The sequence below is a fragment of the Pacificispira sp. HM-600 genome, assembly GCF_977993705.1.
Window position 1 is genome coordinate 2,813,905 of the sequence record NZ_OZ388079.1, and the last position, 13,408, is coordinate 2,827,312.

The following is a 13,408-nucleotide window of genomic DNA, read 5'->3' on the forward strand; positions in this document are numbered from 1 at the left end:
TGCCCTTCAAGGGAGATCTGGCGGACCGGATGTCTGGGCCATCGCGGACAGATCGTCTCGCCATGCCTCGTCGATCCCCTCGGCGCTCCAGCCGCCGTCGTGGTCGAGGGTGCGCAGAGCGGCTGAGTGTGAATAGAGGGTCAGCCGGTCGCCGCCGATCCCGATCGCCTGGCCCGTGACGTGTGCCGAGCGCTCGGAGGCGAGCCAGACCAGCAGCGGCGCGACGTCCTCCGGTGTTCCCAGAGCGTGGCCGCTTCGGAATTCGCGCGGTATCTCACCGGTCGCGAGGAAGTCCTCATAGACCTGCGTGTACGCGGGGATCGTTGCCGTCATCGGCGACAGGGCCGTGGGAATCACGGCGTTCGCGGTGATGCCGGCGCGCGCGAGTTCGAGCGACCAGGTGCGTGCCATCGCGACGAGACCCGCTTTCACCGCGGCATAGTTCGTTTGTCCGAAGCTGCCGAACTGGCCCGCAGGTGACCCGATCACGACGATCCGCCCGCCGTCCCCTTGCTCGCGCATGGCGATCGCGGCCGCGCGGCCGCACGTGAAGGTGCCGCGCAGGTGCGTATCGACGACGGCGTCGAAGTCCGCGTCCTCCATCTTCCACAGCACGCGGTCGCGCAGTACCCCGGCGTTGGCGATCAGGACGTCCAGGCGCCCGAATTGCGTGAGCGCCGCATCAACGAGCGCTTCTGCTGTGCTCGTGGGGCCGACGGGCGCGACGACGGCGACCGCTCGCGCGCCTGTGCTGGTGACGGCGGCCACCGTCTCGGCCGCCGTCACGGGGTCCACATCGTTGACGACGACTGCTGCACCCGCGTCTGCGAGCGCGAGGGCATAGGCGCGTCCGAGGCTTCGACCGCTGCCGGTGACGATCGCGACACGTCCATCTAGGCGGACGGTCTCGTTGGTCGGCGTCATGGCTTCTCCTTTGAGCATGAGCATGAGCATGAACCCGCGCGACTTCGCGCCAATTCATATTCAGGATAGCTGAAACTCAAGATCGGGAGGAAGTGACCGAACGCGCTACCCTGAACCGCGGCGAGAGGAGGAGCACGTGGAGAGCAGTCGTGGACTCGTCTACATCATCAAACAGCTCGACCTGGCTCTGCGTCCACGGTTGTTCGAGGCCTGCGCGGCGGCCGGGATGACCGCGGCCCAGTACACGGCGATGACGGTGCTCGCCCGGCGACCCGGCATCACGAGCTCGGAACTCGCGCGGCGCTCGTTCGTTCGCGCGCAGACCATGGCCGCGACGATGGATCCGCTGCTAGAAGCCGGGTTCGTCCGACGCGAAAGCGATCCGCTTCACCGTCGCCGCATCCTGCTCTTCTTGACGGAGAGCGGCGCGGAGGCCGTTGCGGATCTGACACCGCAGGTCGAGGCGCTCGAGGATCTTCTGGTGTCAGATCTATCCGAGAACGAGCGCGAGCAGTTCGGCGACTATCTGCGGCGGGCGCGGAACGCACTCGATCGGGCAGGGCATCGTGTGCCCGTCGCCGAGGCTCTGGAGGAAGAGGCCCCCGCGAGCTGACGGGCGCGCGCACCCGAAGGTCCGCGCGCCCGTCAGCCGACGCTGAGGCTCAGCCCAGTTCGTCGACGATCGTGAAGCCCGCTCCGTTGTATGTCTGGACGACGAGGTTGCTCATCGCCGGTCGGTCATCAGATGTCGTGTCGATGACACCCCCGTCGAGCAGGAACGGTGCCGGGTAGTCGGTGATCGAACGCAGCGCTTCCATGAAGCTGTCGCGCGTCGGCTCCTCCATCTTCATGAACGCTTGCTCGAGGATCGACGCACCGATCCAGCTCCACAGGCACTGCGGAAAGCTCGGGATGCCGCTCTGGGCCGTGTACTCCGCGAGTGCGTCGAGGAAGACCGTGCTCTCGGGGTCCTCCGTGAACAACGGCGAACCTGCGGTCATCGATGACGCGGTCGTGTAGATGCCCGGGAAGGTGTCGGCGACGCCTGACGGAACCAGGAACGCTGCGGGACTTGCCGAGACGGAGGGGAGGAACCAGCTGGGGTGCCAGCCGATCGTGTCGGCCTGCTGCAGTGAACCGATGACGAGAGGCGCGAGCGACGACATGGCGTTGAAGAAGATGTCAGCGTCGGTCGACGCGAGGTCGGTAATCTGCGCGTTCACATCGGTGGAGGTGGCTTCGTAGCCGAGCTCCTTGACGATCTCGACGTTGTCGGCGCCTTCGATGGCGGCCTTGAAGCCTTCGACGTAGCCCTGGCCGAAGTCATCGTTCTGGAACAGAATCGCGACCTTGTGATCTTCGGGAGAGTTCGCGAGCAGTTCGCCGAACGCCTCGCCTTCCTGCTGGTAGACGGGGAGTAATCCCAACTGCCATGGGCTCTCTTCGCGGTTGCTGAAGAGGGGATCGCCCGTCTGCAGCAGAACCTGCGGGAACTCGGCGTCGATCGCGGCCTCGCGCCAGGCGCGATTCGTGGGCGTCCCGAGACTCAGCGCGGCGCCAAAGGCGCCGTCTGCCTGCATCTGCTGGAAGTTTGCGAGGGCACGCTGCGGGTCGTAGCCGTCGTCGTAGGCCTTGAACTCGACGGTGCGCGTCTTGCCGTCGCCGAACTCAATACCACCCTCGGCGTTCTTTGCGCCGAAGTAGGCGACTCCGCCGTCGACCGCGCAGTTTCCGACTCCCGCGGCGTTGCCCGTGAGCGGCGCGGTGGTGCCGATCGTGATGGACGTGTCGGTGATGCCCGGGCTCGCTTCGACCGAGCCCCCGCTCGCGTCGCCCGAACCTCCACCGCCTCTGGCGCATCCGGTCACTGCGAGAGCAATGACTCCGACAGTGGCGAGCGTCGCGTATGCGCGACGCGAGGAACCTGAGATCTTCATCGAGCTGTGCCTCCCGTGGTAGTGACGCGCATCCCGTCGGCGGTCGTCACTGAACGCGGCGGTTGGCGATGGCGTCGCGGCCGCGTCCTCGCGGGGAGCGACCGGGATGTGGATCCGCGTCCATCCTGTTCTTTGAGAGCTTCGCCGGTCAAACAGAACAATACGAGGAAGAAGCACGGTTTTGATGAGCTATAGGGTGGGCGCATGGTCACCGTCGATCCCACCCTCGAGGGTCAGCTCACCCGAGGCGAACTCACGTTTCGTCAGCTCACGCACTTCGTCGCCGCGGCCGACGCCGGCACGATTAGCGGCGCGGCGAAAGCTCTGCGCTTCTCGCCCTCCGCAATTTCGGCCTCCATTACCGAACTGGAACGCGCGCTGGGTGCAGAGCTCTGTGTTCGTCGTCGTGCGCAGGGAGTCACCCTCACTTCGACGGGAATGCTGGTCCGCGACAAGGCCCGCCGGTTGCTCGACGATGTGGCGGAGCTGAACTACGCTGTACAAGGGGGAGGGACGCAACTCGTCGGACCGGTGGTACTCGGATGCTTCGCGACGCTCGCTCCGGCGGTGCTGCCGCGGATACTCGAAGAATACGAGGCGCTGCATCCCCAGGTATCCATCGACTTCGTGGTGGGAGCGCAGGACGAGCTCAGTGCGGCCCTCCGTTCGGGTGCGATCGACGTCGCCATAATGTACGACATGGGCGGGTTCGAGGCCCTCGAGACGTTCGAGCTGTACGTGGCGCGCGGCTACGCCCTGTTCGGGGCGGGCAACCCTCTTGCGAGCAGGAAGGCTGTCACGATGGAGGAGCTCGCTGACCTGCCCTTCGTGCTCTTCGACCAGACCCCCAGCACCCGCTACGCGATGTCGATGTTCGAGGCGCGCGGACTCGTTCCGCGGGTGCGGCACCGCACCCACGCGTTCGAACTCACCCGGTCGATCGTCGCGCGCTCAGACTCGGCCTACGCGGTGCTCGTGCAGCGACCAGCGAACAAGCTCAGCTATGAGGGTCTCCCTCTCATCGAGTGCGAGATCGTCCCGCCGCCCCCGTCGGTGCCGGTCGTGTTCGCCTGGGCGCGTGGGGTGGAGCTTTCGGCCCGTGCGCGGGCACTCGCCGAGCTGGTGCGCCGACAGTATGGCGCGGAGGGTCCGTGAGACTCTTCGGCGAGTTAGAGCCACACTCAGTTGAACGGATTTGCTGAGCTTTATCGTCGAATTGTTCTGTTTGACCGCATAAGCGCGCACTGGTGAGGATGGGGGGACTACTCACCAAACAGCGCGGCACCGACGCCGCGCGAGAGGCGGTTCCCATGTCCTCCACATTCGCACCCACGTCGGCGCGGGTCGCCCCTTCGTCCACTCTGACGGCGGATGATGTCGTCGCCTCGGCGGAGGCTCTGATCCCCGTCCTGCGCGAGCGCGCCGCAGACGTCGACCGAGACCGTCGCGTCCCCGACGACACGTACCGCCGTCTGGGCGACGCGGGTCTGCTGCACGTCCTCAAACCGAAGAAGTACGGCGGACTGGAACTCAGCGAGCACGAGCACGCACGGATCGCGATGAACCTCGCCCGCGGCTGTGCGTCGACCGCATGGGTGTTCTCGATCCTGAGCTCCGACAATATGGCGATCCTGGCGTACCCCGAAGAGGTGCAGGACGAGATCTGGGGCACGGACACCTACGCGACGCTCGCGGGCAACACCAACCTCAACCCGAAGGCCGTCGTGAAGAGGGTCCCGGGCGGCTATCGCCTGACCGGCACGTGGGGTTTCTGCAGTGGCTCCGACTTCTCCGAGTGGCTCATCTTCAACGCGCCCGTCGGCGAGAACGGCGAGGGCCACATGTTCCTCGTGCCGCGCGAGGATGCCGAGACGATCGATGACTGGCATCCGACCGGCATGCGTGGCACGGGCAGCCGCTCACAGTCCGTGACCGACGTTTTCGTGCCGGAGCACCGCGTGCAGCGGACGCAGGACACCGTGCGAAAGCTGAAGGAGCGCCGGTCGATGCATCCCACGTTCGACACGATGTATGCGACCTGGCCCTCGCACGGCCGATTCCCCTTCGCTTCGTGCGCGGTCGGGGCCGCTTGGGGCGCGGCGGAGCACTTCGCCGAGACCGTCGGGTCGTCGACCCGCGTGGCCAACGCGCTGGGGGGTTCCGTCAGCCTCGCCGATCAGGAGTACGTAGCCAGCGAATTCGCACAGGCTCAGGGCGACATCCAAATGGCTCGACTGCTGATCGAGAAGCGCAGTTTCGAGGCGTCCGAGCGGGCACGTCGCCGTGAGGAGTCCAGCGAGGCCGACACCGCACGCGAGGCACGTGACAATGCTCTCGTCACACGCACGGCGCTGCGGTCGGTGCAGCAGATCTTCTCGCTCGTGGGTGCCCGCGCAGGCAACGCCGAGCACCCGATCTCGCGCGCCAAGCGCGACGTCGAGATGATCTCGCACCACGTGACCCTCAACTGGCGGCAGGGAGCCATCCGCTACTTGGCCTCGGTCGCATGATGACCTCGCCGGACGAATTCAAGGCCGCGTTTCGCTCGCATCCCGCGGGTGTGGCACTCATCACCGCCGACGCCTCGGGTGTGCCCATCGCGCTCACGGCATCGTCTGTATCTGCGGTCAGCGCCGACCCGCCGTTGTTGATGTTCTCGGTCTCGGTGCACAGCTCGAGCGCCGTCGTGCTACGCCTGGCAGACACCGTCGTGGTGCACCTGCTGTCGGCCGAGAACCTCGACCTCGCGATCCTCGGCGCGACCAGCGGCATCGATCGGTTCGCCGATGAGACGCGGTGGCGCCGGCTCGAGACGGGGGAGCCGGTCTTCGACGACGCGCACACGTGGCTGCGCGCGCGCATCCTGCACCGGATCGACGCCGGAGGGTCGACGGTCTTCGTCGGCACGGCGATCGAGTCGCGCCTGGCTGACGGCCCGGGGCTGCCGGATGGCCTCGTGTACCAGAACCGCACGTGGCACCGGCTCAATGCCGAATCCGTTGCCGATCCCGCACAGCTCACGGCGTTCGCGCGGCGCTGACGGAGCCGCTCCCCGAACGACGAAGGCCCGCAGCCGCCGAGGGATGCGGGCCTTCATCATTGCGGGATCAGATCAGAGCTGACCGGTCGAGCGCCATCCGCCCTGGTATTCCTGGCGGGCGGTGACCGCGTAGGGAACCGGGCTGACGATCGCGCGTACCTCGATCTGGTCGTGCGGCTGGACCGTGGTCTTGCCGGATCCGCCGTTCGGCTCGCCCCAGACGACCTTCAGCTCGGTACCGATCGGCACGTCGCGGTCGACGGTCGCGAGCGACAGGCCGCGCTTCTCGTTCGCCGTCACGCCCGTGAAGAGCGACAGGCCGACCGTGTTGCCGTCGGCGTCGATCACGGCGTCGTAGTTCGACGAGCCGTAGTTGGCGTTCGGCAGGTCGAAGAACTGGTAGCCGACGCCCTCGCGGTCGATGACGCTCGTGAGGATTTTCTTCAGGTCCTCGTCGTTCCAGGCGAGCGTAACCTTCTTGCGCTGCGTCTCGGGGTCGATCGCTTCGAGGGCGTCGCGGCCGATGAAGTCGTGGTCGAACTTCACGAACGAGCCGTAGCCGAGCTCCCACGGGCTGAGGTAGTAGTCCTCGATGTTGTCGGAGACGAACGAGCCGGCGAGGGCGTTGATCGCCTCGTAGCTGTTCGCGGGCAGCCACTCGCGGTAGCCGCGCTCCGCCTCGCTCGAGTAGATGGCGGGCAGCGGCGAGGGGATCCAGCCCGACTCCAGCGTGTTGGAGGAGTAGGCGCGCGAGCCACAGGGCTCGATGCCGAACTCGGCTCCGGCCTCGAGGATCGCCTGGCGGATCTTGCCGTGCTGCTCGTACGGGCCCCACAGCTCGAGGCCGGGCGCACCGGCCATGCCGTGACGCAGGGTGTGGACCTTCTCGCCCGCGATCGTGAGCTCGCCCATGTGGAAGAACTTGACCTTCTCGAGCTCGCCGCCGTTGAGCTTCTCGATGATCGGCCAGGCGTTCGGGCCCTGGATCTGGAAGCGGTAGTACTTGCGAGACACAGCCTCGCCGTACGGGCGCGAGTTGGAGCGGTCGTCGTAGGTCACGTCGACCTTGTATCCGCCGGTTTCGGCGTGGTACTGCAGCCAGTTGGCGCCCGGCGCCCGGCCGACGTAGACGTAGTCGTTCTCGCCCTCACGGAAGAGGATGCCGTCACCGATCACGCCGCCGTTGGAGGCGGTGGGGACGAACTGCTTGGCGGTGTTGACCGGGAAGTTCGTGAAGCTGTTGATGCCGGTCTCGGCGAGGAGCTTCAGGGCGTCGGGTCCCGAGACGAACAGGTTCACCATGTGGTGGGTCTGATCGAACAGCACGGCCGCATCGCGCCAGGCGATCTGCTCGCGGCGCCAGTTCGAGAACTCGGCCGGAACGACCGGGTAGATGTAGGTGCCGAGCTTCGAGTTGCGCAGCATCTCGACGGTGTTGCCCGCCTCGTCGAGTACCTGCTGCAGATTGCTGGCCATGGTGGTTCCTTTCAACATCTTTGTCGGTAGTCCTGATGGTACGGAGGGCAAATCACTATGTCCAGAGTGATTTGAGCGTCGCCAGAATTGTAACCAAAATCTTGACCATCGCGCTAGGGGTGTGATTCGCTGTCCCTACACGTCAGGAGTTCCCCCATGGCAGAAACCAGTCCTTCGCTTCTCGTCGTCAGCGCTCACGCCGGCGACTTCGTCTGGCGCGCCGGCGGTGCGATCGCCGCCGCGACGATGCGCGGCGAGCGGGCCACCGTCGTGTGCCTCTCTTACGGGGAGCGCGGCGAATCGGCGAGCCAGTGGATCGCGGGCAAACCGCTCGACGAGATCAAGGCGATTCGCCGCGAGGAGGCAACGGCCGCAGCGACGGCGCTGGGCGCCGACATCGAGTTCCTCGACCTCGGCGACTACCCCCTGATCGAGTCTCCCGAGGCGGTGCAAAAACTGGTGGACGTCTTCCGTCGCACGCAGCCGACGGTCGTGCTGACGCATCCGCTTGCCGATCCTTATAACGGTGACCACCCCGCGGCGGCGCGGATGGCGCTGCAAGCGCGCGTGCTCGCTCAGGCGATCGGCGTGGCGAATTCGGATGGCTCCTACCCGGGCACAGACGACATCATCGGCGCGCCGCCCGTGTTCTTCTTCGAGCCGCACCAGCCCGAACAGTCGGACTTCAAGCCGAACGTGCTGCTCGATATCACGGCCGCGTTCCCTCTCAAGCAGAAGGCCATGGAGTGCCTACCCGCGCAGAAGCACATGTGGGAGTACTACACCTCGCTCGCCGTGCGCCGTGGCGTGCAGGTCAAGCGCAACGCCGGCCCCAACCTCGGCCTGCCCGCCGCAACTGACGGGGCCACCACCATGGGTGAGGCCTACATGCGGTACTACCCGCAGGTCACGGACGTGCTGGTATGACGGGCACGCAGCAGACCGGCGTGGTCGTCACGGATGTCGCGCGCGCGGATTCCGCGACGATCGATGCCCTCGGTGTGCACGGCGTGGCGACGGTGCACGAGGCGATGGGGCGGATCGGCCTGGTCGGGGCGGACATCCGTCCGATTCAGGATGGCTCGCGCATCGCCGGTTCCGCGGTGACCGTGCTGTCGTGGCCCGGCGACAACCTGATGATCCACGTCGCGATCGAGCAGTGCCAACCGGGCGACATCCTCGTGGTCTCAACGACCTCGCCCTCCGTCGACGGGGCGTTCGGCGAGCTGTTCGCGACGGCGCTCGCGCAGCGCGGGGTGCGCGGACTCGTCACCACGACGGGTGTTCGCGATGTCGTCGACCTGCGGGAGATGGGCTTTCCGGTCTGGTCGAGCGCGATCAACGCGCAGGGCACGGTCAAGGCCACGGCGGGCTCGGTCAACGTCCCGGTTGTCGTGGGGGGAGTCGTCGTTCGGGCGGGCGACGTGGTGATCGCCGACGACGACGGTGTCATGTGCGTGCCGCGGGCCGACGCCGAGAGCGTGCTCGCCGCATCCGACACCCGCGTCGAAAAAGAGGCGGCCGATCGCGCCGCCTATCAGAGCGGTGACCTCAGCCTCGATCGCAAGGGCCTGCGCGACGTCTTCCGCGACCTCGGTGGTCGTTATATGAGCGAAGCGGAGTTCGAGGCGGAGCATGGCGGGCGCTGACGGAATCCGCTGCATGCTCATGCGGGGCGGCACGTCAAAGGGGGCGTACTTCCTCGCGGAGGACGTGCCCTCCGACCCCGCCGAACGCGACGAGCTCATGCTGCGTGTCATGGGCAGTCCTGATCCGGCGCAGATCGACGGACTCGGGGGAGCGCACCCGCTCACCAGCAAGGTCGCGATCGTCTCGCGGTCGAGCGAACCCGGCATCGACGTCGACTATCTGTTCCTGCAGGTCGTGGTGGACAAGCCCGTCGTCAGTGACGCGCAGACCTGCGGCAACCTGCTGGCGGGCGTCGGCCCGTTCGCGATCGAGCGCGGTCTGATCGATGCGCAGGACGGCGAGACCCCGGTGCGGATCCGCATGCTGAACACGGGGGATGTCGCGAGCACACGCATCCGCACGCCCGGTGGGGTCGTCGCCTACGACGGAGATTTCGCGATCGACGGTGTGCCGGGGATTGCGTGCGCGATCGAGCTCGAGGTCGGGGGAGACTCGCCGCTGCTCCCGACCGGCAACGTCGTCGACGAGATCTATGGACACCGCGTCACGTTGATCGACAACGGAATGCCCGTGGTGCTGCTCCGTGCCGACGAGTTCGGCGTCGATGGGTCGGAGAGCCCCGAAGAGCTCGAGGCGCGGTCCGAGCTGGTCGCCGAGATCGAGAGGATCCGCTTGCAGGCGGGTCCGCTGATGGGATTCGGGGATGTCTCGGCGCAGACGGTGCCGAAGATGTTCCTGCTTTCGCCGCCCCGCGCCGGGGGCGCCATCTCCACGAGGGCATTCATTCCCTCCCGCGTACACACCTCGATCGGTGTACTCATGGCGGCATCGGTTGCCGCGGGCATCCGGATTCCCGGGGCCGTCGGCTCCGACATCGCGGTCGACGCGGCCGCCGATCCCAGCCTGATCGAGCACCCGACCGGCGCGTTCCCCGCGCGGGTCGCGGTCGAGCGCCGCGCGGACGACGCCTGGTACGGCACATCCGTCTCCGAGCGCACCGCGCGCAAGATCTTCGACGGCACGGTTTTTCCGCGTCCGCGACTGTAGTCCCGAGTACCAAACGTCAGAGAGGACACCCCATGGCCCGCACCGAGAACTTCGATATCGCCCATCTGGGCGCCGTCGAGTTGTTCACCCCGAAGTTCGAAGAGAGCCTGCACTTCTTCCGCGACCTGCTCGCGATGCGCGAGGTCGCCCGCATCGGCGACTCGGCATACCTGCGTTGCTGGGACGAGTACCAGCTCTACACGATCAAGCTCACGGCCTCCGATACCAACGGCGTCGGGCGTTCGCTGTACCGCGCGTCGAGCGAAGAGGCACTCGAGCGTCGCGTCGCCGCGATCGAGGCCGCCGGACTCGGGCACGGATGGCGCGAGCCCGAGGTGGGCGTCGGCCGCTCGTACGAGTTCGAAGACCCGGATGGCCACCTCATGGCGATCTACTACGACACCGAGCACTACGTGCCGGACGAGCAGGACACCCCGGCGCTGAAGAACCAGGCATCGGCCTTCCCGGGCCGTGGCGTGAACGTCCGCCGCATGGACCACATCAACTACCTCGCCGCCGATGTCACCAAATCGGGCGAGTTCTGGCGCGACGTGATGGGCGCGCGCGAGTCCGAGCGCGTCGTGAAGGACGAGGGCGGGTACGCCGCGTGGTGGTTCCGCTTCGCGCAGAAGTCGTACGACGTCGTGTACTCGGAGGACTGGACGGGCACGCGCGGACGTTTCCACCACTTCGCGCTCGCACCCGACACCCGCGAAGACATCCTCAAGGCCGCCGACATCTTCCTCGAGAACAAGATCTACATCGAGTACGGCCCCTACAAGCACGCCATCAACCAGACGTTCTTCCTCTACGTGTGGGAGCCCGGCGGCAATCGCATCGAATTCGCCAACGCCGGTGCACGTCTGATCCTCGACCCCGACTGGCCGGTCGTGGAGTGGACCGCGGCCGAACGTGCGAAGGGCCAGGCGTGGGGCATGAAGACCGTCGCGACCTTCCACACACACGGCACCCCGTACGTCGAGAATCAGGAAGAGATCGACCGCGCAGCCCTCGAGGGCCGCAAGCACTGAGGGGCTGCGGAGAAGCGTTCCGAGGTGGGTTAGATCTACCGATAGTGTCGGAAACGTGCCCCCCCACCGAGGTTTCTCGTCCCCCGTACCGCAACGATCGATCCGGTCACGGATCGCACTGCTTCTGACCAGCATTCTCGCGGCCGCGATCGTGCTGGTGGGAGTCGCTGCGCCTGCAGCAGCGGCCGAGATGCCGACACTCGACGACACGATCCTCCTCAGCCAGTACCCGCGCTCGGTCGTGGCCTCGGCCACGGGTGAAGTCGTCTATGTGTCGGTCGACAACAGCTTTGCCGTCCGGGTCATCGACACGGATACCAACACGGTTGTGCGCAGCATCGACCTCGGCACGATGCGGCCGGGCCTGATGATCGGCTCGCCGGATGGTTCGCAGCTATTCGCCTTCGGGGCGACGACCATGGCGATCATCGACACCTCGACCGAGACGGTTCGCCCTATCACCCTTCCCGGATCAGTTCAGTCGGCAAAGCTCTCGCCCGACGGCGCGCGCCTGTACGTGACGACCACGAACGCCGCTCTGGCCATAGTGGTGATCGACACGGCGACGGCGACCATCGACGAGACCGTCACGGTGCCGAGCACCGCAACCGCACTAGCCGTCTCGCCGGGCGGCGACTATCTGTACTATAGCCAGAGCAACGGCCTCTTCGTGATGAACACCTCGCCGACGCAACGCACCTCGCTGGCGTCGATCTCGAATGTGACGAAGGCGTCGTTGTCTGCGGATGGCACCAAGCTCTACGTCGTTGACGGCAGCAGCACGATCTCTGTCGTCGACACGGGGACGGGAACGGTGCTCGACACCGTCTCATCTTCGACGCAGGTCGTTTCCATCACGCTCTCGACGGATGGCACGGAGCTCTACAGCGTCAACACGGCGTACTCGATGGATCCGATGACCTTCATGCAGATTCAGACGTCGACCCTGAGGATCATCGACACGAGCACGGGCGATGTCTCGTCTACCGCGCCACTGCCCTGGTCGTCGTACCAGCCGATCGTCGACCCCGACGATGGGTTGGTCTGGGTGACGGGATCGAAAGGCGTCGCGGTGGTCGACCCCGCCACGGCGACGACACAATCGATCGACCTCGTGTTCGCAATCGTCAGCGTCGCATTCCTGCCGAACACCGACCGTGCCTACGCGGTTTCTGACGGGGGCGGGCGTGCCTTCGCGCTGTCGCTCGCGCCCGTACCTGCCGCGCTGTCGCCCATATCCCGCACGATCTCGGCGACGTTCAATGAGCCGATCGTGCCGACGGGTGCTTGGTCTGGAACCGGCTTCGTGGGTGCTGTCACGTACACGGTTTCGCCCGCACTGCCCGCGGGACTCGTGCTCGACCCGGCCTCGGGGTCGGTCAGCGGCACGCCGACCGGACCGGTTCAGGGTGCGACGGATTACACGGTGACGGGGACGGGCGCGACCTCTGGGGTCGCAACCGCGACCGTGACGATCGGGGTCGCCGCGACCGCACCCTCCGCGCCAGGCGCGGCGTCGGCCAGCGCGGGCGCGGGGCAGGCTTTCGTCACGTGGTCCGCGCCGTCATCGAACGGCGGTGCTGCGGTGTCTTCGTACACGGTGACCGCGTCACCAGGCGGTGCAACATGCACGACGACGGCGTTGTGGTGCGTTGTGCCAGGTCTGACCGCGGGCACGAGCTACACGTTCGCAGTAACGGCGACGAACAGCACGGGGACGTCGTTGGCATCGACGCCGTCGAGCCCCGTGTCTGTTGTCGTATCCGTTGCTCCGTCGACCCCGCCGACGTCCACCCCGGGCACGACGGTGCGGCTGCTGGCCGCCGATGGCAGCGTCGTGACAAACATCGTCGCCGGCCAGCAGTTCTTCGTCGAGGTGACGGGTTTTGCTCCCACGTCTTCGGTCGAGGCGACGTTGTATTCGACGCCGGTTCGGGTCGGAATCGGCACGACGGATGGCGCGGGCGCTGCGCGGTTCAGCGTCACCATCCCGTCGACCCTCGCTCCGGGCTCGCACACGCTCGTTGTGTCGGGGTTCGGGACGTCGGGTCAGACGGCGTTCGCCGCCGTCGGCGTCACGACGCCCGCGGCAGCAGTCCCCGCGAGAGCGAGGCTTGCGAACTCCGGCGGACAGTCGGACGGATCCCTGTCGAACGTCGCGCTCGCCCTCCTGTCCCTCGGCGGAGCGATGGTGATCGTCGCGCGCCGCGCCCGGGTGCCCGCGCGGTAACGCCGCTTTTCGGCGGCTGAGCCGGCGGCTGAGCCGGCGGCTGAGTGGGTGCGGTCGGCGATGTCAGCGCCCG

12 protein-coding genes are annotated in these 13,408 nt (G+C 66.8%); 9 read left to right on the forward strand and 3 right to left on the reverse strand.

The window, feature by feature from the left end:
- Positions 1-6: 6 nt before the first annotated feature.
- Positions 7-924: an SDR family NAD(P)-dependent oxidoreductase gene (locus tag ACXZ1E_RS13520; RefSeq protein ID WP_458040977.1), complete on the reverse strand. Its 918-nt coding sequence runs from the start codon at positions 922-924 to the stop codon at positions 7-9.
- Positions 925-1,060: 136 nt separating this feature from the next.
- On the opposite strand from ACXZ1E_RS13520, the gene ACXZ1E_RS13525 reads away from it, so the two are divergent.
- Positions 1,061-1,537: a MarR family winged helix-turn-helix transcriptional regulator gene (locus tag ACXZ1E_RS13525; RefSeq protein WP_458040978.1), complete on the forward strand. Its 477-nt coding sequence runs from the start codon at positions 1,061-1,063 to the stop codon at positions 1,535-1,537.
- 49 nt (positions 1,538-1,586) lie between these two features.
- On the opposite strand, the gene ACXZ1E_RS13530 is transcribed toward ACXZ1E_RS13525, so the two are convergent.
- A complete protein-coding gene (locus ACXZ1E_RS13530; RefSeq protein ID WP_458040979.1) occupies positions 1,587-2,861 on the reverse strand; it encodes an ABC transporter substrate-binding protein in 1,275 nt (424 codons plus the stop codon).
- 204 nt (positions 2,862-3,065) lie between these two features.
- On the opposite strand from ACXZ1E_RS13530, the gene ACXZ1E_RS13535 reads away from it, so the two are divergent.
- The 3 genes from ACXZ1E_RS13535 to ACXZ1E_RS13545 all read left to right on the forward strand — a co-directional run bounded on the left by ACXZ1E_RS13535 (position 3,066) and on the right by ACXZ1E_RS13545 (position 5,901).
- The gene (locus ACXZ1E_RS13535) at positions 3,066-4,016 is read left to right on the forward strand and encodes a LysR family transcriptional regulator (protein WP_458040980.1); all 951 of its coding nucleotides are present in this window, start codon (positions 3,066-3,068) and stop codon (positions 4,014-4,016) included.
- Between the two features lie 155 nt (positions 4,017-4,171).
- The gene (locus ACXZ1E_RS13540) at positions 4,172-5,371 is read left to right on the forward strand and encodes an acyl-CoA dehydrogenase family protein (RefSeq protein ID WP_458040981.1); all 1,200 of its coding nucleotides are present in this window, start codon (positions 4,172-4,174) and stop codon (positions 5,369-5,371) included.
- Positions 5,368-5,901 (forward strand): flavin reductase family protein, encoded by a 534-nt coding sequence (locus tag ACXZ1E_RS13545; RefSeq protein ID WP_458040982.1) that lies wholly within the window; start codon positions 5,368-5,370, stop codon positions 5,899-5,901. The genes ACXZ1E_RS13540 and ACXZ1E_RS13545 overlap by 4 nt, the downstream gene beginning before the upstream one ends.
- Positions 5,902-5,973: 72 nt before the next feature.
- Here the strand turns inward: ACXZ1E_RS13545 and ligM are convergent, their stop codons facing one another.
- Positions 5,974-7,377 (reverse strand): vanillate/3-O-methylgallate O-demethylase, encoded by a 1,404-nt coding sequence (gene ligM, locus ACXZ1E_RS13550; protein ID WP_458040983.1) that lies wholly within the window; start codon positions 7,375-7,377, stop codon positions 5,974-5,976.
- Positions 7,378-7,533: 156 nt separating this feature from the next.
- Here ligM and ACXZ1E_RS13555 point away from each other — a divergent pair, with 156 nt between their 5' ends.
- From ACXZ1E_RS13555 to ACXZ1E_RS13575, 5 genes are read left to right on the forward strand one after another with little or no spacing between them, the layout of a single operon-like run.
- Entirely contained in the window at positions 7,534-8,304 is a 771-nt protein-coding gene (locus ACXZ1E_RS13555; protein WP_458040984.1) for a PIG-L deacetylase family protein, read from the forward strand.
- The gene (locus tag ACXZ1E_RS13560) at positions 8,301-9,026 is read left to right on the forward strand and encodes a 4-carboxy-4-hydroxy-2-oxoadipate aldolase/oxaloacetate decarboxylase (RefSeq protein WP_458040985.1); all 726 of its coding nucleotides are present in this window, start codon (positions 8,301-8,303) and stop codon (positions 9,024-9,026) included. The genes ACXZ1E_RS13555 and ACXZ1E_RS13560 overlap by 4 nt, the downstream gene beginning before the upstream one ends.
- Positions 9,013-10,074 (forward strand): 4-oxalomesaconate tautomerase, encoded by a 1,062-nt coding sequence (locus tag ACXZ1E_RS13565; protein WP_458040986.1) that lies wholly within the window; start codon positions 9,013-9,015, stop codon positions 10,072-10,074. The genes ACXZ1E_RS13560 and ACXZ1E_RS13565 overlap by 14 nt, the downstream gene beginning before the upstream one ends.
- 32 nt (positions 10,075-10,106) lie before the next feature.
- Positions 10,107-11,105, forward strand: a complete 999-nt coding sequence (locus ACXZ1E_RS13570) for a VOC family protein (RefSeq protein WP_458040987.1) — start codon at positions 10,107-10,109, stop codon at positions 11,103-11,105.
- 55 nt (positions 11,106-11,160) lie between these two features.
- The gene (locus tag ACXZ1E_RS13575) at positions 11,161-13,335 is read left to right on the forward strand and encodes a fibronectin type III domain-containing protein (RefSeq protein WP_458040988.1); all 2,175 of its coding nucleotides are present in this window, start codon (positions 11,161-11,163) and stop codon (positions 13,333-13,335) included.
- Positions 13,336-13,408 lie beyond the last annotated feature (73 nt).